The 20,713-nt window shown below is 60.6% G+C and carries 16 protein-coding genes; 13 read left to right on the top strand and 3 right to left on the bottom strand.

The features are described from left to right. Nucleotides 1-22: 22 nt before the first annotated feature. From KRR23_RS17275 to KRR23_RS17285, 3 genes are all read right to left on the bottom strand, one after another. Complete coding sequence (locus KRR23_RS17275) at nt 23-394, bottom strand: translation initiation factor Sui1 (protein WP_054595446.1); 372 nt, start codon at nt 392-394, stop codon at nt 23-25. 194 nt (nt 395-588) lie between these two features. Continuing rightward, nucleotides 589-1,158, bottom strand: a complete 570-nt coding sequence (locus KRR23_RS17280; protein ID WP_216743477.1) for an NUDIX hydrolase — start codon at nt 1,156-1,158, stop codon at nt 589-591. 3 nt (nt 1,159-1,161) lie between these two features. Further along, nucleotides 1,162-2,229, bottom strand: a complete 1,068-nt coding sequence (locus KRR23_RS17285; RefSeq protein ID WP_054595444.1) for a DUF2333 family protein — start codon at nt 2,227-2,229, stop codon at nt 1,162-1,164. A gap of 291 nt (nt 2,230-2,520) precedes the next feature. On the opposite strand from KRR23_RS17285, the gene gcbA reads away from it, so the two are divergent. The 13 genes from gcbA (at nt 2,521) to KRR23_RS17350 (ending at nt 20,704) form a co-directional block, all read left to right on the top strand. Continuing rightward, nucleotides 2,521-4,191, top strand: a complete 1,671-nt coding sequence (gene gcbA, locus KRR23_RS17290) for a diguanylate cyclase GcbA (RefSeq protein ID WP_216743478.1) — start codon at nt 2,521-2,523, stop codon at nt 4,189-4,191. A gap of 52 nt (nt 4,192-4,243) precedes the next feature. After that, complete coding sequence (locus KRR23_RS17295) at nt 4,244-6,205, top strand: methyl-accepting chemotaxis protein (protein ID WP_216743479.1); 1,962 nt, start codon at nt 4,244-4,246, stop codon at nt 6,203-6,205. Between the two features lie 240 nt (nt 6,206-6,445). Continuing rightward, complete coding sequence (locus tag KRR23_RS17300) at nt 6,446-8,209, top strand: protein-disulfide reductase DsbD (RefSeq protein WP_216743480.1); 1,764 nt, start codon at nt 6,446-6,448, stop codon at nt 8,207-8,209. A 131-nt stretch (nt 8,210-8,340) separates the two neighbouring features. Then, a complete protein-coding gene (aroQ, locus tag KRR23_RS17305; protein WP_216743481.1) occupies nt 8,341-8,793 on the top strand; it encodes a type II 3-dehydroquinate dehydratase in 453 nt (150 codons plus the stop codon). 48 nt (nt 8,794-8,841) lie between these two features. After that, on the top strand, nt 8,842-9,303 hold the full coding sequence (gene accB, locus KRR23_RS17310; protein WP_216743482.1) for an acetyl-CoA carboxylase biotin carboxyl carrier protein: 462 nt from the start codon (nt 8,842-8,844) through the stop codon (nt 9,301-9,303). A 17-nt stretch (nt 9,304-9,320) separates the two neighbouring features. Continuing rightward, the gene (accC, locus tag KRR23_RS17315) at nt 9,321-10,682 is read left to right on the top strand and encodes an acetyl-CoA carboxylase biotin carboxylase subunit (RefSeq protein ID WP_216743483.1); all 1,362 of its coding nucleotides are present in this window, start codon (nt 9,321-9,323) and stop codon (nt 10,680-10,682) included. 311 nt (nt 10,683-10,993) lie between these two features. Then, a complete protein-coding gene (gene prmA, locus KRR23_RS17320) occupies nt 10,994-11,872 on the top strand; it encodes a 50S ribosomal protein L11 methyltransferase (RefSeq protein ID WP_216743484.1) in 879 nt (292 codons plus the stop codon). A gap of 30 nt (nt 11,873-11,902) precedes the next feature. Continuing rightward, the gene (locus tag KRR23_RS17325) at nt 11,903-13,165 is read left to right on the top strand and encodes a DUF3426 domain-containing protein (RefSeq protein WP_216743485.1); all 1,263 of its coding nucleotides are present in this window, start codon (nt 11,903-11,905) and stop codon (nt 13,163-13,165) included. Nucleotides 13,166-13,362: 197 nt separating this feature from the next. Beyond that, the gene (dusB, locus tag KRR23_RS17330; RefSeq protein ID WP_054595437.1) at nt 13,363-14,373 is read left to right on the top strand and encodes a tRNA dihydrouridine synthase DusB; all 1,011 of its coding nucleotides are present in this window, start codon (nt 13,363-13,365) and stop codon (nt 14,371-14,373) included. Further along, the gene (gene fis / locus KRR23_RS17335; RefSeq protein WP_007921650.1) at nt 14,370-14,690 is read left to right on the top strand and encodes a DNA-binding transcriptional regulator Fis; all 321 of its coding nucleotides are present in this window, start codon (nt 14,370-14,372) and stop codon (nt 14,688-14,690) included. The genes dusB and fis overlap by 4 nt, the downstream gene beginning before the upstream one ends. An 82-nt stretch (nt 14,691-14,772) precedes the next feature. Beyond that, entirely contained in the window at nt 14,773-16,380 is a 1,608-nt protein-coding gene (purH, locus tag KRR23_RS17340) for a bifunctional phosphoribosylaminoimidazolecarboxamide formyltransferase/IMP cyclohydrolase (RefSeq protein WP_216743486.1), read from the top strand. Between the two features lie 151 nt (nt 16,381-16,531). Continuing rightward, the gene (purD, locus tag KRR23_RS17345) at nt 16,532-17,827 is read left to right on the top strand and encodes a phosphoribosylamine--glycine ligase (RefSeq protein WP_216743487.1); all 1,296 of its coding nucleotides are present in this window, start codon (nt 16,532-16,534) and stop codon (nt 17,825-17,827) included. Nucleotides 17,828-17,926: 99 nt separating this feature from the next. Then, complete coding sequence (locus tag KRR23_RS17350) at nt 17,927-20,704, top strand: hybrid sensor histidine kinase/response regulator (RefSeq protein ID WP_216743488.1); 2,778 nt, start codon at nt 17,927-17,929, stop codon at nt 20,702-20,704. Nucleotides 20,705-20,713: the final 9 nt, after the last annotated feature.

Below are 20,713 nucleotides of genomic sequence, written 5' to 3' on the forward strand. Positions count from 1 at the left end.
GGGGTGGTTTTCACAGAGGCTGCTAGCCGCCGGATTTCTTCGCTTTGAAACCGTGTTTGATCAGCTCTGCCAAGAGTAGCTCGACATGATCGCCCTGGATCTCGATGATCCCGTCCTTCAACGCACCACCGGTGCCGCAACGTTTCTTCAACGTCGTGGCAAGCTCCTTGAGCGCGTCTTCAGCCAGCGGCACGCCGCTGATGGTGGTCACCGTCTTGCCGCCCCGGCCCTTGCTTTCGCGGCGCACGCGCGCGATGCCGTCGCCGGCCGGGATAACGGTTTGTTTGCAGATGCAGGCTGCCACCGGCTGGCTACAGTCCGGGCAATGTCGACCTGCGTCGGTGGAAAATACCAGGCCACCAAGGGCGGCGAAGGATGCGGCTTTTTTGGCCACCGGCAATCCTCTTGGGAGGACAAAGACTGGTCGCAGCAACTTTGGCAAGTGCTATCGACCGCGAAGCCCCACTCAGGCAGGGGCAGCGCTACTGGACCGGACGCCCTTACAAAAAAGGAGTGCCGGTTCAGCTTGAAAAGGTCGCGCAGTGTAACGGCAAAAAGCGCACTTGCTAAGAGCCAATCGGCGCCATTTTATAGATCTTTTGCGACGCCCTTCAGAGCGTCACCCCCGCGCGCGCGCAGATAGCGCTTCAACGCCGCCAAAGAGTCCGGGCAGTAAGGCTTCTGCGTGATTTCCTGCATCACCTGTTCGACAGGAATAAAGCGGGCTTGAAGCACTTCTTCCGGCTGCAGGATCAATGGCCCGTCCCAGACTGCCGAAAACGCCGAACACCACAGGCGGTTGCCGGTGTCCTCAAAGAAAAAATGATCATGGGCGGTCAGCTCGACCCCACTGACGCCCAACTCTTCTTCCAGTTCACGGGCCGCCGATTCGGCGTAGGTTTCAGTCGCCAGCACCATGCCGCCCGCCGCCACATCCCAGAACCCCGGATAGATGGCTTTGCTGAACGTGCGCTGATGCACGCACAGTTCGCCGGCCGAGTTGAACAGCATGATGTAAGTGCCACGCCCGATCAGCCCGCGCAAGCGTAAGTCCGAGCGCACCAGCGAACCGAGCAGGGTGTCCTGCTCGTCGACCCAGGCGATCTGTTCGGCGTCCGAGGCCGCGCGGTGCGCAGCCTCATTCAGGTTATCAACCATGACTCAGCCCTGATTGAGCAATTGACGCAAATCGATAACTGCCGCGTTGGCCCGCGAGATGTAGTTGGCCATGACCAGCGAGTGGTTGGCCAAAATCCCGAAACCGCTGCCGTTGAGGATCATCGGGCTCCAGACTGTTTCCTGGGACGCCTCCAGCTCACGAATGATCTGGCGCACGCTGACCGTGGCGTTCTTCTTCGCCAGCACATCGGCGAAATCGACTTCAATGGCGCGCAGCAAATGCGACAGTGCCCAGGCCTGACCACGCGCTTCATAGAATACGTCGTCGATCTGCAGCCAAGGGGTTTCCACCCGCTCTTCATCCAGCTGCGGCACCTGACCCGGCGCCAGGGTTTCGGTTTTCAGCGCGGTGTTCAGCTTGACCCGGCCAACACTGGCCGACAGCCGTTGCGACAGCGAACCCAAACGGGTCGCGACATCACCCAGCCAGTTGTTCAGGTTGTCGGCACGCGCATAGAACTGGGCGTTTTTTTGCGTTGGATCGGACAGGCGAGCCTGGTAGCGGCTCAGGGAATTGATACCTTCCTGGTACTCCGACTCGCTGGACGGCAGCATCCAGCTCTTGTTATCGAAGTTGAAACGCGGCTCGGCCTTGGCCAGATCGGCGTCTTCAGCCGATTGCGATTGCGAACGGGCAAAGTCTTTACGCAAGGCGCGAGTCAGATCGCGTACCTGCACCAGTACCCCGTATTCCCAGTTCGGCATGTCGTCCAGCCACACGCCTGGTGGAAAACGGTCGTTGGAAATATAGCCACCCGGCTTGTGCAGCAAGGTACCGGCGACGGTCTTGAGGGTTTCGACCGTGGTGTAGCCGATGACCATTTGCTTGCCTTCCTTCTCGGCGGCCAGTTGTGCGTTCTGCTGAACCGGAAACAGCGCAGGTTCATGGCTCCAGTACCAGCCCACGGCGAGGACCACCAGCAAATACAGGCCGATCAAGGTGGCCAATGCGCGGCTGAACAGCAGGCCACCTAAATAGCTGCGGGTTGCCGACTTGGGTTCGGCGGCACGTTCAGGCGCGCTGCCTGTGCGGTTCTTCCAGTCCAGCATGGCGATATCCTTTCAATCACTTGAGTTCGTCGGTTCGACCACAACCCTACTCCATCGTGCTCTGCTGCGAGCAGATTAAACCTGCCCGGCAGACCGTGGATCGCACAGTGGCCGCGAGTCGAGCAGCCACTATAAATGAAGCACAGCGTTGATCCTATGCGACCAGTCGGTCAGGAACTGAATAACGTCGCTTTACAGTTTATTGATGTACGACACTCATGGCATTGGAAAGAGGTGCTAGCATAGAGCCACCAGTCGACCTCAGCATGCACCCTAACTAGTAGTCAGGATATGACCGAGCCAGAAGACCCCAGCCGTGAGCGCCTCAAGCACCACTTTGCCCAGCGGGTAATTCATCAAGCACGTCAGATTCTTGAGATATGGCAGCGCCTGCAACGCTGCGAATGGTCAGGCGCCGACCTGGCGGAGCTGAGTGAAGCGAACCTGCGGCTGCTGCGTTTCGCCGAACGTTTCGAACAACCCGAACACACCCACTTGGCGCACAGCATCAGCCAGTCGCTTGCGGCCGTCGACGCTAACCGCGGGCGCCTGAGCAGCGGGCTGATCACCGACCTCAATCGCCTGATGCAGCGCCTGTCGCGCACTGGCCTGCGGCATGGCGACCAGCTCGAACAAACCTTTTTACCGCCACTGCGCAAGCCGATCTACGTGATGCTGCACGATCACGACCGCGCCGAGCGACTGGCCAAGCAACTCGAATTTTTCGGTCTCAGCGCGCAATCGCTGGACAGCGTGGCGGCGTTTCGCTCCTCGATGGTCGAGCGGCTGCCGGCAGCGATTGTCATGGACGTCGACTTCAGCGGCCCCGGTATGGGCCTGCAATTGGCAGCCGAAGCCCAGGAAGGCCTGGAGCAGAAACTGCCGCTGCTGTTTTTCAGCCTGCTGGAAACCGACACCCCGACCCGCCTCGCGGCCGTACGCGCCGGCGGCCAGGAGTTTCTGACCGGCACCCTCGAAGCGTCGAGCCTGCTGGAAAAGATCGAAGTGCTGACCTGCGTCGCCCAGTACGAACCTTATAAAGTGCTGATCATCGACGACTCCCGTGCCCAGGCCCTGCACACCGAGCGCCTGCTCAACAGCGCCGGGATCGTCACCCGCACCTTGATCGAGCCGATTCAGGCGATGGCCGAGCTGGCGGATTTCCAGCCGGACCTCATCATCCTCGACATGTACATGCCGGCCTGCACCGGCACCGAACTGGCCAAGGTGATCCGGCACAATGACCGTTACGTCAGCGTGCCGATCATCTACTTGTCGGCCGAAGACGACCTGGACAAGCAGCTCGACGCCATGAGCGAAGGCGGCGACGACTTCCTGACCAAGCCGATCAAGCCGCGGCACCTGATCACCACCGTGCGCAACCGTGCGGCCCGGGCGCGCAACCTCAAGGCGCGGATGGTCCGTGACAGCCTGACCGGCCTCTATAACCACACCCATATTCTGCAATTACTCGAAGACTGCAGCTTCCGCGCCCGCCGCGAGAACAAGCCATTGAGTTTTGCGATGCTCGACATTGACCATTTCAAGCGGGTCAACGACAGCCACGGCCACCCCATGGGCGACCGGGTGATCAAGAGCCTGGCACTGTTTCTCAAGCAACGCCTGCGCAAGACCGACTTCATCGGACGGTATGGTGGTGAAGAGTTCGCCATCGTGATGCCGGACACCGATATCGAATCGGCTTATAAAGTGCTCGATGAAATCCGCCAGCGCTTTGCCGAGATCCACTACCCGGCCCAGCCGCAAGACCTCTGGTGCACCTTCAGTGCCGGCGTGGTGGACCTGCATGAAGAGTGCGACAGCCTGATGATGGCCAGCCAGGCAGACGAGGCGCTGTACCGCGCCAAGCACGCCGGACGCAATCGCGTTCAAGCGGCGCGGTCGTCGAATCAAAGTGCCACTTTTTCACCTGAATCCACTGATTCGGTCATAACCCTGTAATACAACCGCAATAACTTCAGGCACTTACCATTCTGTCGTTGGTAGAACCGCGATGCGCCTGAAGTTGCTGACCAATCTCAATACCCTGCTTCTAGTCGCGGTGTGCCTCGCACTCGGCGCCACACTCTGGTGGTCGCAAAAAGCCCTGGAGCGTCCTTATCTGTTGATGGAGCGCTACCTGGGCCTGTCGCAGCACTTTCAAAATCAAGTGGCGCGTAACGTCGAAGATTACCTGGCCAGCGGCGATGCCCTTCGCCTGAGCAGCGCCAGCCAGACCATCGAAAACCTGCAAAAAGAACTCGACGAACTGCCGGCCGACCTGGCTGACAGCGTGCGGCCGAGCCTTGCCAGCCTCGATGACTTCAGCAAGACAGACCTGTTGGCCGCCGGCAAACTGGCGGGTGATCCGCAAGCCTTGCTGCTCCAGGCCGAGCGCGAACTGGGCGCCAGCCTGGAGCAACTCAGCCAATACGCCACCAGCGCCAATACGCCTGCCGCTGCCGCCTATCTACCCCCCTTGCTTATCGCTTCGCAGCACGTGGGCAAACTCTCGCTGGCCCGGAACAAACTGGTCAGCAGTGGCCGCAGCGAACTGGCGGCCGATGTCGAGCGCGAGGTCAGTAGCATCCGCACTCAGGCCGAGCTGATCGAAGCGCTGCCGCTGCTTGGCGTGACCGCCAGCAAAGAATCGAATACCGACGATTTCTCGGCGATGATGGGGCTGGAAAACACCGAAAAAACCGTCGCCGAAGATGCCGGCACCGGCTTAAAACGCGAACTCGCCAGCCTGCTCAGCCGCTACCCCGCCGAACTCGGCCGGACCCGCGAACAGATTCAGAAACGCGCCGACCTCAGCGCCGCCACCCACCTGAAAATTGCCGCCGTGCAGCAGGCCATCGCCGGGCTGGAACCGACCGTGCGCGCGCAGCATGGGCAAATCCAGGGTGAAGTGCGGCTCATGCAGGGCGTAATGATCGGCCTGATCCTGCTGATCGCGCTGTTGATCGACACCTTGCAACGTCGCCTCGCCCGCGTGCTGACCAATTTGGCGCCAGCGCTGTCGACCTGGGCCGAAGGCGACTTCAGTCGGGACATCCATCTCGGCGCAACCAACCGTGAGCTACAGGACATTCAAGAGTCGCTGAATCGCCTGCGCGCTTATCTGGTGGATCTGGTCGGGACAATCCGTTTGAACGCCGAACAGGTTGCCGGCAGCAGCCGGGTATTGGCCGAACTGAGCAGCGACTTGCACAGTGGCGCCGAACATCAGGCCGGCGACACCGCGCTGATCCGCGACTCGCTGGGTGAGCTGGAAGCGACCATTCAACAAGTCGCCGGCGATGCCAGCCAGGCTGCCGACGCCAGCCGTCACGCCGGTCTGGCGGTCGAGCACGGGCAAAAAGTCATCGGTTTGAGCCTGACCGGACTGCACGCGCTGGTCGGCGAAGTTCAGGGCAACGCCCAAATGATCGAGCATCTGGCCGAAGAGTCGGCCACCATCGGCGGCGTACTGACGGTGATTCGCTCGATTGCCGATCAGACCAACCTCCTCGCCCTGAACGCGGCAATTGAAGCCGCCCGCGCCGGGGAAATGGGCCGCGGTTTTGCGGTGGTTGCCGAGGAGGTTCGTTCACTGGCGCAACGCACTGCCGGTGCTACCGCAGAAATCCAGACCTTGATTGCCGGCCTGCAACTGGCCGCACGACAATCGGTGGAAGGCATGCGCGCCCAGGTCGAACATGCCGAAGCCACCGCCAACCAGGCACAAGCCGCTGACGGCGCACTGGATAAAATCGTCGGAGCCATCCAGACCATTGCCGACACCGCGGTGCGCATCGCCGATGTCACGGCGCAGCAAAGTGGCGCCGTCAGTGAGATTCGCGATCACAGTGAGCGGATTCACCAGTTGGGTGGGGATTATCTGGTGCGTATCGAGGAAGGCCGCAGTCAAGGCGAGAATCTGCTGGTGCTGGGTGGGCAGCTGCATACCGCCGTTCAAGCCTTCCGCGTCTGACACAAACCCTGAGCCTGGCAAAATCTCTGTGGCGAGGGAGCTTGCTCCCGCTGGGGTGCGAAGCAGCCCTAAATGTTGCGATCCGGTATTGTCAGGTACGCCGCATACTCAGGTTTCACGACTGCTGCGCCCGAGCGCGGACCGGCCGGCGGGAGCAAGCTCCCTCGCCACAAAGGCCGATCTGCCACAGATGCAAATCTGTCCGCTATCATGCGCTCACTTCCGATACGCGAGATTGTCATGCGCCGTCTGCTCTGCCTGATGCTGTTAGTGCTGGTCCTGCCGGTGAATGCCGCCGGCCTTTTGGACAGTCGCCCCAGTTCGACCCTGGGCTCGATCAATAACAGCGCCGACTTCCTGCCCGTGCGCGAAGCTTTTCAGCTGAGCCTGGTGGAGAGCACGCCGCAATCGATCAAACTGCGTTTCGTCGCCACCGAGGGTTACTACCTCTACCGGCATCGCTTCCAGTTTCACAGCGAGCCCGCCGACATTGGCCTGGGCGCCGCACAACTGCCTTCAGGCGAAAAAAAGCACGACGAGTACTTCGGCGATGTCGAGGTCTACCACGGCATTCTCGACGTAGACCTGCCACGCAGCAGCGCCGATCAGCGGGCTTTCACGCTGGCCGTCACCTACCAGGGCTGCGCCGATAAAGGCCTGTGTTATCCACCGGAAACCGAACGCCTGACGATCGACGGTGCAGCCATTACCCCTCCCGCCAGTGCCGCGGGCTGGAGCTGGCGCGAACTGGCGCTATTCTTCCTCGCGGGTCTTGGCCTGACCTTTACCCCATGCGTGCTGCCGATGCTGCCGATCCTCTCCGGTGTGGTGTTGCGCGGTCAGGTCGGCGGACTGCGCGGTTTTAATTTGTCGCTGGCCTACGTCTTGCCAATGGCCGCCTGTTTCGCTGTGCTCGGCGCGTTGATGGGGCTGTTCGGTGCCCAGCTCAACCTTCAGGCACGCCTGCAATCGGCGTGGGTGTTGGTGCCGTTTGCCTTGTTCTTCGCGGTGTTTGCCTTAGCGATGTTCGGGGTGTTCGAACTGAAATTGCCCCACGCGATCAGCAACCGCCTGGACCGCATTGCCGGTCGCACCGAAGGGGGTTCGCTGTGGGGCGCGGCGGTGCTCGGAGTGGTGTCGAGCCTGTTGGTCTCGCCGTGCGTATCTGCACCTTTGGCCGGAGCACTGCTGTATATAAGCGCCAGCGGCGATGCGTTGGGCGGTGCGCTGAAGCTGTTCGTTCTGGGCCTGGGGATGGGTGCGCCACTGTTGCTGGTCGCCACCGGCGGCGCGGCCTGGCTGCCGAAAAGCGGCCCGTGGCTGATCTACGTGAAAAACGCGATTGGCGTGTTGCTGTTGGGGTTGGCAATCGGTTTGCTGAGCCGGGTATTGCCGGGTCCCATCACCTTGCTGCTGATCGGTCTGCTGGCGGTCGGGGTCGGCTTGTTTCTCGGGGCGCTGGAGCTTGGCTATAAACCGCCGCGAAAACGCCTGGGCCAACTGCTCGGAATGCTTCTGGTGTTTTACGGGTTGGCGTGTTGGTACGGCGCCTTCAGCGGCCAGGCCGATCCGCTCAATCCGATCGGCCAGCCAAAAGTCATCAATGCTCCTGGCAGCGCTCAAGTTCAAAACCCGAGCGAATGGCAAACCATCAGCACCCCGGCGGAACTCGATCGAGTGCTGGCTGAAGCAAAATCCACCAACACCCCGCTGCTGCTCGACTGGTACGCCGACTGGTGCATCAGCTGCAAAGTCATCGAACACGAGGTGCTTAACGACAACAACGTCGTTGAACGCCTTAAAGGTTATCGACTGGTTCGCTTCGACATTACCGCCAGCAACGCCGAACAACGCGCCCTGCTCGACCGTTACAAGCTGTTTGGACCTCCGGCGCTGATGTTTTTCGGCAAGGATGGCAAGGAACGTGGCGATGTGCGGGTGGTTGGCGAGATCAACGCCAGGGACTTCGCCGAACGTGTCGCTAAAGCGAATGACCAGATTTAATCAGTTGGTCACATAAATCGCGCAATCATCGGTCATTGTGCTGGCTATTGCAGAGAACTGGACAGTCACAAAGGCTTTGCGGCATAGTCGCCGGGTTCTGATAACTGCACACAGATAACAAGGAACAGCCAATGGCGACCCTACTGGTTTTGCACGGACCCAACCTGAACCTGCTCGGCACCCGCGAACCGGGCGTCTACGGGGCTGTGACCCTGGCCGAGATCAATCAGGACCTGGAACAGCGCGCGCGCAATGCCGGCCACCATTTGCTCTACCTGCAAAGTAACGCCGAGTATGAATTGATCGACCGCATTCACGCCGCTCGCGGCGAGGGTGTGGACTTCATTTTGATCAATCCAGCAGCTTTTACGCATACAAGTGTCGCATTACGTGACGCGCTGCTGGCGGTGAGCATCCCATTCATCGAAGTGCATTTGTCTAACGTGTACAAACGCGAACCTTTCCGCCATCACTCTTACTTCTCCGACGTTGCGGTGGGAGTGATCTGCGGCCTTGGCGCCAGCGGTTATCGACTGGCCCTGGAGGCCGCCCTAGAGCAGCTTGAAAAACAGGCAACAGCTTGAACAACAAGCGTTAAACGCCCCTGACCGACCCTTGGGAGTTGATGATTCATGGATATCCGTAAAGTTAAGAAACTGATCGAACTGCTGGAAGAGTCCGGCATCGACGAGCTCGAGATCAAGGAAGGCGAAGAGTCCGTACGTATCAGCCGCCACAGCAAAACCCCGGCTCAGCAGTACTACGCTCCTGCGCCAATGCACGCTCCGGCTCCGGCACCTGTCGCTGCTGCCGCGCCTGCTGCCGCTGCACCCGCCGCTCCCGCTGCGCCAGTGCTGAACGGCAACGTTGCCCGTTCGCCAATGGTTGGCACCTTCTATCGCAAATCTTCGCCGTCCTCGCCGTCCTTCGTTGAAGTTGGCCAGAGCGTGAAGAAAGGCGACACCCTGTGCATCGTCGAAGCCATGAAGATGATGAACCACATCGAAGCTGAAACCAGCGGTGTGATCGAATCCATCCTCGTCGAAGACGGCCAGCCGGTTGAGTACGACCAACCGCTGTTCACCATCGTTTGAACCGCGGAGAGCCAACGATGTTGAAACCTGCGAAGTTGGAAAAAGTTCTGATCGCCAACCGCGGTGAAATCGCCCTGCGGATCCTGCGTGCCTGCAAAGAGATGGGCATCAAGACCGTCGCCGTTTACTCCAAGGCCGACAAGGAGCTGATGCACCTGGGTCTGGCAGACGAGTCGGTTTGCATCGGTCCGGCATCGGCCGCGCACTCTTACCTGCACATTCCAGCGATCATCGCCGCTGCCGAAGTGACCGGCGCCACCGCCATTCACCCAGGCTACGGTTTCCTCGCGGAAAACGCCGACTTTGCCGAACAGGTGGAAAACTCCGGCTTCGCCTTCATCGGCCCGAAAGCTGAAACCATCCGCCTGATGGGCGACAAGGTTTCGGCCAAGCACGCCATGATCGCTGCCGGCGTTCCAACCGTTCCAGGTTCCGACGGCCCGCTGCCGGAAGACGAAGAAACCGCTCTGCGCATTGGTCGCGAAGTCGGTTACCCGGTGATCATCAAAGCCGCTGGCGGCGGTGGTGGTCGTGGCATGCGCGTTGTGCACAAAGAAGAAGACCTGATCTCCTCGGCCAAACTGACCCGCTCCGAAGCAGGCGCGGCGTTCGGCAACCCGATGGTCTATCTGGAAAAATTCCTGACCAACCCACGTCACGTGGAAGTTCAGGTACTTTCCGATGGCCAGGGCCATGCCATCCATCTGGGTGACCGCGATTGCTCGCTGCAACGTCGCCACCAGAAGGTTCTCGAAGAAGCGCCGGCACCGGGCATCGACGAGAAGGCTCGCCAGGAAGTCTTCGCTCGCTGCGTCAAGGCGTGCATCGACATCGGTTACCGTGGCGCGGGCACTTTCGAGTTCCTGTACGAGAACGGCAGCTTCTACTTCATCGAGATGAACACTCGTGTCCAGGTAGAGCACCCGGTTTCGGAAATGGTCACCGGCATCGACATCGTCAAGGAGATGCTCAGCATCGCCGCCGGCAACCCACTGTCGTTCACCCAGGAAGACGTGGTCATCCGCGGTCACGCACTGGAATGCCGGATCAACGCTGAAGACCCGAAAACCTTCATGCCAAGCCCAGGCACGGTCAAGCATTTCCATGCCCCGGGCGGCAACGGTGTGCGGGTTGATTCGCACCTGTACAGCGGCTATGCGGTTCCACCGAACTACGATTCGTTGATCGGCAAACTGATCACTTACGGGGCAACCCGTGAAGAAGCCATGGCGCGCATGCGCAATGCGCTGGACGAAATCGTGGTAGACGGGATCAAGACCAACATCCCGCTGCACCGCGACCTGACCCGCGATGAAGGCTTCTGCAAAGGTGGAGTCAACATCCACTACCTGGAACACAAGCTGGCTGCACAACACTAAAGCTTGATCCAGACCAACAAAGCCGCTTTCGAGCGGCTTTGTTGTATCCGGGATTACTGAATGCAGAACCCTTGTGGCGAGGGAGCTTGCTCCCGCTCGGTTGCGAAGCAGCCGCAAACCATCCAACAGTTGTGTCCCAGGTAAAACCGAGGCGCCCATTTTTGGACCGCTTCGCGCTCCAGCGGGAGCAAGCTCCCTCGCCACAGGTATATCCCTGGCAAGCCGGTCGTCTTCTGCGCCGCTCTCGCGTAAACTTGCGCGCTTCTCGCAGCCCGCTAGGCTGCACATTACATTTTTCAAAGGTGCCCGCCATGCCTTGGCTGCAAGTCCGTCTCGCCATCAGCCCAGAACAAGCCGAAACCTACGAAGACGCTTTCCTTGAAGTGGGCGCCGTCTCGGTAACCTTCATGGACGCCGAAGATCAGCCGATCTTCGAGCCGGAACTGAACACCACCCCACTGTGGTCGCACACGCACCTGCTTGCCCTGTTCGAAGGTGGCACCGAAGCCGCCAGCGTGCTGGCTCACCTTGAGCTGCTGACCGGCAGCCCGCTGCCCGAGCATCACAGCGAAGTCATCGAAGACCAGGACTGGGAACGCAGCTGGATGGACAACTTCCAGCCAATGCGCTTCGGTCAGCGCCTGTGGATCGTCCCGAGCTGGCACGCTGCGCCCGAGCCTGATGCGGTCAATCTGCTGCTTGATCCGGGCCTGGCGTTCGGCACCGGGACCCACCCGACCACCGCCTTGTGCCTGGAATGGCTCGACGGCCAGGACCTGAAAGACTGCCACGTACTGGACTTCGGCTGCGGCTCGGGGATCCTCGCGATCGCTGCCCTGCTGCTGGGCGCCAAGGAAGCGGTCGGCACCGACATCGACGTGCAGGCACTGGAAGCCTCCCGCGACAACGCCGGGCGCAACAACATCGACGAAGCGCTGTTCCCGCTGTACCTGCCTCAAGATTTGCCGCAAGTGCAGGCTGACGTGCTGGTGGCCAACATTCTCGCCGGACCACTGGTTTCCCTGGCCCCGCAACTCTCCAGCCTGGTCAAGCCCGGCGGTCGCCTGGCACTGTCGGGCATCCTTGCCGAGCAAGGCGCGGAAGTCGCAGAGGCTTATGCCAAGGACTTTGATCTGGACCCGATTGCCAATCGCGATGGCTGGGTGCGCATCACCGGCCGTCGGCGCTAAAATGAGCGCCTGCATACTCCGGATGGCCGCATGACCGATAGCTTCGTCACCCAGTGCCCGCATTGCCAGACCAGTTTCCGCGTCAGCCACGCCCAATTGAGCGTGGCCCGTGGGGTGGTTCGCTGCGGCTCTTGCCTGCAAGTGTTCAATGCTGCACGGCAGCTGCTCGAGCAACGCATGGGCAAGGAAGCTATCGCCCTCACGACCCCGCCACCGGTTGAGCCGCCCACGCAACGGGCCATCAGCCAGAAGCAGTGGACAGCCGCCGAACTGGATCTGGACAGCCTCGACCTTGACGAAGAACTCGCCAAGCTCGAACAACGGGAAATCCAGCCTACCAAAGAGTTCGGCCATCATGAGCGCAAGCACAAGGAAGACTCGCTGAGTGCCCGTCGGGATACGCCCGAAGGTGAAGAGCCTTGGTCCGACAGCCTGTTCAGCGATTCAGCCGCCGAACGCGCGCAGGCCAGCGAAAACACGCACGCACCGGCCGAGAACCATCGATCGGCAGACATCGCCGACGAGCCGGAAAAACCCTCGCGCACCGAACCCTCGCTGTCGCTCGAGCTGGTCGATCTGGACGATGAGCCCGAGGCACCGCAACTGCGCCTCGACCAGCCCTTCGAGACGCCGGAGCCTGCAGCGAAACACGAACGCCTGTCCGCGACCGATGACGATATCGACGACGAAACCCCTGAAGCCGAGCCCGTACGCAAGAAGCGCACGCGCAACGAACCAGCCATGCATGACGAGGTGCTGCAGGACCTGATCGACGACCCGCTGCAACTCGACTGGCAAAAACGCCGCTCCCCCTGGGGTCGCCGGCTCTTTTGGAGCCTGATGGTCCTGCTGGGCTCAGCAGCCCTTGCTGGCCAGTACATCGCCTATCACTTCGACGAACTGGCCCGTCAGGATCAATACCGCCCCTGGTTCCAGAAAGTGTGCCCGCAGATTGGCTGCAGCGTGCCGTCCAAGGTCGATATCGCGAAAATCAAAAGCAGCAATCTGGTGGTCCGTAGCCACCCGGACTTCAGCGGCGCACTGGTGGTCGACGCGATCATCTACAACCGCGCGTCTTTCTCGCAGCCATTCCCATTGCTGGAACTGCGCTTTGCCGACCTCAATGGCCACCTGATCGCCAGCCGCCGCTTCAAACCGGGCGAATACCTCAATGGCGACCTCGCGGACCTCGCAGAAATGCCACCGCAAACACCGATCCATATTGCCCTGGACATCCTCGATCCCGGCCCAAAAGCCGTGAACTACAGCCTGAGCTTCCACTCGCCCGAGTGAATCGCTTCACTCGGCACCGAGTCTCGCGCCGTTGACGGCAATTTTCCGACTCCCGGCGCCTCGAACCAAACTGATGGCAATAACGGAATAACTGTTCAGATTTTATCCAATTCAGCCTTTATCCAGTCATCGAGAGCGGGTATCATGCCAACCCTTTTTCGAACTCTCATGATCCGACCCCACAACAGGGAAGTCCTATGTCGGCGGTACGCATCGGCCCATATACATTGCACAACGGCTTGATTCTCGCCCCGATGGCAGGAGTCACCGACCAGCCCTTTCGTCAGCTGTGCAAACGACTGGGCGCAGGGCTTGTAGTCTCGGAAATGGTCACCAGCGACATGAGTTTGTGGAACACCCGCAAATCGCGTCTGCGCATGGTCCACGAAGGTGATCCCGAGCCACGCTCGGTACAGATCGCCGGTGGCGATGCACAGATGCTGGCGGAGGCAGCACGCGCCAACGTCGAGTTGGGCGCCCAGATTATTGATATCAACATGGGATGTCCGGCCAAGAAGGTCTGCAACAAGGCCGCCGGCTCCGCGTTACTGAAAGATGAAGAGTTGGTGACCGAGATCCTGCACGCCGTCGTGGCGGCGGTTGATGTGCCGGTCACGCTGAAGATCCGTACGGGCTGGGACCGTGCGAACAAGAATGGCCTGACGGTGGCGAAGATCGCCGAACAGGCAGGCATTACGGCACTGGCGGTGCATGGCCGGACCCGTGCCGATCTGTACACCGGTGAAGCCGAGTACGACACCATTGCCGCAATCAAGCAGGCGGTGTCGATTCCGGTCTTCGCCAATGGCGATATCGACTCGCCCGAGAAGGCCCGGCACGTGCTTGACGCGACCGGTGCCGATGGCCTGCTGATAGGCCGGGCTGCCCAGGGGCGGCCATGGATTTTTCGTGAGATCGAGCATTATCTGCGTACCGGCGAAAAACTCCCGGCACCGGAATTGATCGAGGTGGAACGTATTCTGCTTGAGCATCTGGCCGCGCTCCATGCTTTCTATGGAGATGTCATGGGCGTACGCATCGCCCGCAAGCATGTCGGCTGGTATCTCGCAACCCTGCCGGGCGCCAGGGAGTTTCGCGCCCACTTCAATCGTTTGGATGGTACGGAAACACAATGCGCCAACGTTCGGGAGTTCTTCGCCGAGCGCTACAAGAGCCTGACAGGGGACGGAGAAGGGGTGGCCGCATGACGATGATGACCGAGACTTTAGTGAGTGGAACAGCACCCGTGAGCGACAACGTAAATTTGAAACAGCACCTCAATACACCGAGCGAAGAAGGCCAGACCCTTCGCGGGAGTGTCGAGAAGGCGCTGCACAATTATTTCGCCCACCTTGAAGGCGCTGCCGTCACGGATGTGTACAACCTGGTGCTCTCCGAAGTCGAGGCTCCCCTGCTCGAAAGCGTGATGAACTACGTCAAGGGCAATCAGACCAAGGCCAGCGAGCTGCTGGGACTGAACCGCGGCACCTTGCGCAAGAAACTCAAGCAGTACGATTTGCTGTAAGCATTCAATCAAACCAGAAAGGCGCCCGCGTAAAACCGGTCGCCTTTTTTGCTGACTTCCTTTGCTTTTGATGGAAATTGAGATGACCGACCAGACCACCCGCCTGCCGATCCGCCGCGCCTTGATCAGCGTTTCCGACAAGACCGGGATCCTCGAATTCGCCAAGGAACTCGAAGCCCTCGGCGTCGAGATCCTCTCCACCGGCGGGACGTTCAAGCTGCTGCAGGACAATGGCGTAGCCGCTGTGGAAGTCGCGGATTACACCGGTTTCGCAGAAATGATGGACGGTCGGGTGAAAACCCTGCACCCGAAAATCCACGGCGGGATCCTCGGTCGTCGCGGTATCGATGACGCGATCATGAACGAGCACGGCATCAAGCCGATCGATCTGGTCGCCGTTAACCTCTACCCGTTCGAAGCCACCATCAACAAGCCAGGTTGCGACCTGCCGACCGCCATCGAGAACATCGATATCGGCGGCCCGACCATGGTCCGCTCCGCTGCCAAGAACCACAAAGACGTGGCCATCGTAGTAAACGCCAGCGATTACGCCAGCGTGCTGGAAAGCCTCAAGGCCGGTGGCCTGACCTACGCTCAGCGTTTCGACCTGATGCTCAAGGCCTTCGAACACACCGCCGCCTACGACGGCATGATCGCCAACTACATGGGCACCGTGAACCAGGCCGCTGACACCCTCACCACCGAAGGTCGCAGCGAATTCCCGCGCACCTTCAACAGCCAGTTCATCAAGGCTCAGGAAATGCGCTACGGCGAGAACCCGCACCAGAGCGCGGCGTTCTACGTTGAAGCCAAGCCAGCCGAAGTTGGCATCGCCACCGCGACCCAACTGCAAGGCAAAGAGCTGTCGTACAACAACGTGGCTGATACCGACGCCGCGCTGGAATGCGTGAAGAGCTTCGTCAAACCAGCCTGCGTGATCGTCAAGCACGCCAACCCGTGCGGCGTTGCCGTGAGCCCGGACGCTGAAGGCGGTATCCGCCAGGCGTACGAACTGGCTTACGCCACCGACACCGAGTCGGCCTTCGGCGGCATCATCGCGTTCAACCGTGAACTGGACGCTGAAACCGCCAAAGCCATCGTCGAGCGTCAGTTCGTCGAAGTGATCATCGCCCCATCGGTCAGCGACGAAGCCCGTGCCATCGTCGCCGCAAAAGCCAACGTTCGCCTGCTGGCCTGCGGCCAATGGTCGGCGGATCGTGCCGCTGCCTGGGACTACAAGCGCGTCAATGGCGGTTTGCTGGTACAGAGCCGCGACATCGGCATGATCGGCAGCGAAGACCTGAAGGTTGTGACCAAGCGCGCACCGACCGAGCAAGAGATCAACGATTTGATCTTCGCCTGGAAAGTCGCCAAGTACGTCAAATCCAATGCCATCGTCTACGCCAAGAACCGTCAGACCATCGGTGTCGGCGCTGGCCAGATGAGCCGCGTGAACTCTGCGCGTATCGCTGCCATCAAAGCTGAACACGCCGGCCTGCAAGTGCAGGGCGCGGTCATGGCCTCGGACGCGTTCTTCCCGTTCCGCGACGGCATCGACAACGCCGCCAAGGTTGGCATCACCGCCGTGATTCAACCGGGTGGCTCGATGCGTGACAACGAAGTGATTGCGGCCGCAGACGAGGCTGGTATCGCCATGGTCTTTACGGGCATGCGCCACTTCCGTCACTGATTACTTTGCTTGATCGTACCCACGCTCTGCGTGGGCACGCAGCCCGGGACGCTCCGCGTCCCTCGGACGCAGAGCGTCCGTAGAGGCATTCCCACGCAGAGCGTGGGAACGATCAGCCCCCACAGAATTAGCGTCATCCGAGGTTTTTGAAATGAATGTTTTGATCATTGGCAGCGGTGGCCGTGAACACGCCCTGGCCTGGAAAGTCGCTCAGGATCCGCGCGTACAGAAAGTCTTCGTTGCCCCGGGCAACGCCGGCACTGCCATTGAAGCCAAGTGCGAGAACGTCGCTATCGACGTGCTGGCCCTTGAGCAGTTGGCCGACTTTGCCGAGAAAAACGTCTCCCTGACCATCGTCGGTCCGGAAGTCCCGCTGGTCGCAGGCGTAGTCGATCTGTTCCGCCAACGTGGCCTGGACTGCTTCGGCCCAACCGCTGGCGCCGCCCAGCTGGAAGGTTCCAAGGCATTCACCAAGGACTTCCTGGCTCGCCACAAGATCCCGACGGCCGACTACCAGAACTTCACCGAGATCGAGCCTGCCCTGGCTTACCTGCGTGAAAAAGGTGCGCCGATCGTGATCAAGGCCGACGGCCTGGCAGCCGGTAAAGGCGTGATCGTCGCCATGACCCTGAGCGAAGCCGAAGACGCCGTACGCGACATGCTCGCCGGCAACGCTTTTGGCGACGCCGGTTCGCGCGTGGTCATCGAAGAGTTCCTCGATGGCGAAGAAGCCAGCTTCATCGTCATGGTCGACGGCAAGAACGTGCTGCCGATGGCCACCAGCCAGGACCACAAACGTGTTGGCGACGCAGACACCGGCCCGAACACGGGCGGCATGGGTGCCTACTCCCCTGCCCCGGTGGTCACCAGCGAAGTTCACCAGCGCGTCATGGACCTGGTGATCTGGCCAACCGTGCGTGGCATGGCCGAAGAAGGCAACGTCTACACCGGCTTCCTCTATGCTGGTCTGATGATCGATAAAGCCGGCAACCCGAAAGTCATCGAGTTCAACTGCCGTTTCGGCGACCCCGAGACCCAACCGGTAATGCTGCGCCTGCAGTCGAGCCTGGTATTGCTGGTCGAAGCGGCGCTGGCACAGGCACTGGACAAGGTCGAAGCTCAGTGGGATCCACGTCCAAGCGTCGGTATCGTACTGGCTGCTGGCGGCTACCCGGGCGATTACGCCAAGGGCGCCGTGATCGAAGGCCTGGATGCCGCCGCTGCGCTGGAAGGTAAAGTCTTCCACGCCGGTACCGCACTCAAGGACGGCAAGGTTGTGACGGCCGGTGGTCGGGTACTTTGCGCCACCGCCATGGGCGCAAGCGTCGATGCCGCCCAGCAGCAGGCCTACAAGCTGGCCGCCAAAATCAACTGGGAAGGCTGTTTCTACCGCAAGGACATTGGCTACCGCGCCATTGCCCGTGAGCGTGGCGAAAATCAGGAATAAGCTATCCATTCGGCTAGGCAGGGGCCTATGGCCCTTGCCGTACTATTCCGGCGCCGCGCATAGTTATAATCTGGCATCAACCTACGAAGGGATTTCGCCGTGCGCTGGCTCAGGATTGCCATAGGCTTCACCGTCACTCTGCTGACCCTGCTCTGCATGCTCCCGGCCCAGGCCGCGCAAGGCAGTGGCTGGGCGGTATTGCTCGACGAACAGGCAGACCTGCAACTGAGCGATATCCGCTCGGCTCGCTACACCAACCAATTCAGCCCGATTGAACTCGACCAAATCACCGCTGCCGAACCCAGTGGCGCGTTATGGCTACGTTTCAAGCTCAGCCCCGGCAAACACGAACAACTGCTGCGCATCTTCGCCCCCGATTTGTCGCACCTGAACCTCTACGTTCTGGATGGCGACACATTGGTCGAGCAATTGACCAGCGGCAACGAGCAACCGCAGAGCGAGCGACCACTCCCCAGCAGCGACTTCATGTTGCCGCTTCCACAAAGCGACAAACCTCTCGACGTCTATCTGCGACTGGTTTCCGAACACGAGTTGCGCCCCTATATCACCCTGCAATCAGCAGTGATGGTGGCGGCGAACCAGAACCAGACGCTGATCTATGGCCTGTTTTTTGGCTGCATCGCGATGCTGATCCTGTACAACCTCACGCGCTACGGCTATAGCCGCTCGCGCAGCAGCGTCTGGCTGGCAGCGTGCGAGGGACTGTTACTGCTCAGCCTGGTGCTGCTGCTGAACCTGGCAGGCCCATGGCTACCCGACTGGCATGCCGTGCAAACACCCGGCGCCTACCTGTCGCTGCTGCTGACGGCCCCTTGCGGCCTGATGTTCGCCTACCGCTTCTTCGCCCCGCTCGGCCCGCATCCACTGAACAAGCTACTGCTGGGGGACATCCTGTTCATTGTCCTGTGCAGCCTGCTGTTGCTGTTCGTCGACACCCTGCCGCTGAACATCATCACCTATGCGCTGGTTGCCCTGGCGGGCCTGAGCATGCTCTTTGTCAGCGCCTATCACTGGCAAAAGGGTTATCGGCCGGCACGCCTGTTCGTGGCTGCGATGGTGGTGTTCAACGTCGGCACGCTGATCATCCTGCCGGCGTTGCTGGGGCTGACCCTGGTTGCACCGCAAGGCCTGATCATGACCTTGATGGCCTTCATCTGCATCTGCGGCGTGCTGATGAGCATCGCCTTGAGCGAACGCCAGCGCAGCATCACCGAAGACCGCTTCAGCGTCAGCCGTGACCTGGCAGCGAGTAATGCCGAGATCAATGCCAAAGCCGAATTCCTGGCAAAGATCAGCCACGAAATCCGCACCCCGATGAATGGCGTGCTGGGCATGACCGAACTTCTGTTGGGCACCCCGCTGTCGGTCAAACAGCGCGACTACGTGCAAACCATCCACAGCGCCGGCAATGAACTGCTGACGTTGATCAACGAAATCCTCGACATCTCCAAGCTCGAGTCCGGACAAATCGAACTCGACGATGTGCAGTTTGACCTCAACGCACTGATCGAAGACTGCCTGAGCATCTTCCGCGCCAAGGCCGAACAACAGAACGTCGAGCTGATCAGCTTCATCCAGCCACAGGTCCCTCGCGTGATCAGCGGCGACCCGACGCGTCTGCGCCAGACACTGCTGAGCCTGCTGGAAAACGCCCTGAAGAAAACCGACGAAGGCGAAATCCTGATCGTCGTTGCCCTCGACGAACGCAGCCACAAACCGCGCCTGCGCATTGCCGTGCAAGACAGCGGGCAACCCATGGATGCCGAAGAACGAGAAGCCCTTCTGCATGCCGAACTGCACAGCAAGAACTTCCTTTCCGCCACCCGCCTGGGCGGTAACCTGGGGCTGGTAATCGCCCGCCAATTGATCCTGCTGATGCACGGCGAGTTCGGCATCAAGAGCGGCAGCAATCAGGGCAGCACACTGTGGCTGACCTTGCCGCTGGACCCGGAGCGCCTCGAACACCCGACCTGCGATCTCGATGGCCCGCTGCAAGGCGCCCGCGTGTTGGTGGTCGACGACAACGACACCTGCCGCAAAGTCCTCGTGCAGCAATGCAGCGCCTGGGGTCTGAACGTCAGCGCCGTACCTTCCGGCAAGGAAGCCCTCGCCCTGCTGCGCACCAAGGCGCACCTGCGCGATTACTTCGACGTGGTCCTGCTCGACCAGAACATGCCCGGCATGACCGGCATGCAACTGGCGGCGAAGATCAAGGAAGACCCGAGCCTGAATCACGACATTCTGCTGATCATGCTCACCGGCATCAGCAACGCGCCGAGCAAGGTCATCGCGCGCAATGCCGGGATCAAACGCATCCTCGCCAAACCCGTGGCCGGCTACACCCTCAAGACCACGCTGGCGGACGAACTGAGCCAACGCAGCAAAGGCCTGGCGGTCTCGCAGCAACTGCCGAGCGGCGCGCCTGCGGCGGTCAAGGTGCCGAGCGATTTCCGCATTCTGGTGGCCGAAGACAACAGCATTTCAACCAAAGTGATTCGCGGCATGCTCGGCAAGCTCAACCTTCAGCCGGACACCGCCTGCAATGGTGAAGAAGCCTTGAAAGCGATGAAGGCCCAGCGCTACGACCTGGTGTTGATGGACTGCGAAATGCCAATCCTCGATGGCTTCTCCGCCACCCAGCAATTGCGTGCCTGGGAGGTCGGCAACCAGCGAACTCGCACACCGGTAGTAGCACTTACCGCACACATCCTGGCCGAACACAAAGAACGCGCACGCCAGGCCGGCATGGATGGCCATATGGCCAAGCCCGTCGAGCTTTCACAATTGCGCGAACTGATCGAGCATTGGGTCGCACAGCGCGATCAGCAGAATCAGGCAACGGCTCAGACGTCCTGAGCCGACAGA

Origin of the sequence: Pseudomonas sp. CVAP#3, assembly GCF_018986375.1 — a bacterium.
Taxonomy (GTDB): Bacteria; Pseudomonadota; Gammaproteobacteria; order Pseudomonadales; family Pseudomonadaceae; genus Aquipseudomonas; species Aquipseudomonas helvetica.

Bases quoted from the DNA above. Each gene is read 5' to 3' on its own strand.
- KRR23_RS17280 (WP_216743477.1), bottom strand. From the start codon at position 1,158: ATGGTTGATAACCTGAATGAGGCTGCGCACCGCGCGGCCTCGGACGCC.
- KRR23_RS17285 (WP_054595444.1), bottom strand. From the start codon at position 2,229: ATGCTGGACTGGAAGAACCGCACAGGCAGCGCGCCTGAACGTGCCGCC.
- gcbA (WP_216743478.1), top strand. From the start codon at position 2,521: ATGACCGAGCCAGAAGACCCCAGCCGTGAGCGCCTCAAGCACCACTTT.
- KRR23_RS17295 (WP_216743479.1), top strand. From the start codon at position 4,244: ATGCGCCTGAAGTTGCTGACCAATCTCAATACCCTGCTTCTAGTCGCG.
- KRR23_RS17300 (WP_216743480.1), top strand. From the start codon at position 6,446: ATGCGCCGTCTGCTCTGCCTGATGCTGTTAGTGCTGGTCCTGCCGGTG.
- aroQ (WP_216743481.1), top strand. From the start codon at position 8,341: ATGGCGACCCTACTGGTTTTGCACGGACCCAACCTGAACCTGCTCGGC.
- accB (WP_216743482.1), top strand. From the start codon at position 8,842: ATGGATATCCGTAAAGTTAAGAAACTGATCGAACTGCTGGAAGAGTCC.
- accC (WP_216743483.1), top strand. From the start codon at position 9,321: ATGTTGAAACCTGCGAAGTTGGAAAAAGTTCTGATCGCCAACCGCGGT.
- prmA (WP_216743484.1), top strand. From the start codon at position 10,994: ATGCCTTGGCTGCAAGTCCGTCTCGCCATCAGCCCAGAACAAGCCGAA.
- KRR23_RS17325 (WP_216743485.1), top strand. From the start codon at position 11,903: ATGACCGATAGCTTCGTCACCCAGTGCCCGCATTGCCAGACCAGTTTC.
- dusB (WP_054595437.1), top strand. From the start codon at position 13,363: ATGTCGGCGGTACGCATCGGCCCATATACATTGCACAACGGCTTGATT.
- fis (WP_007921650.1), top strand. From the start codon at position 14,370: ATGACGATGATGACCGAGACTTTAGTGAGTGGAACAGCACCCGTGAGC.
- purH (WP_216743486.1), top strand. From the start codon at position 14,773: ATGACCGACCAGACCACCCGCCTGCCGATCCGCCGCGCCTTGATCAGC.
- purD (WP_216743487.1), top strand. From the start codon at position 16,532: ATGAATGTTTTGATCATTGGCAGCGGTGGCCGTGAACACGCCCTGGCC.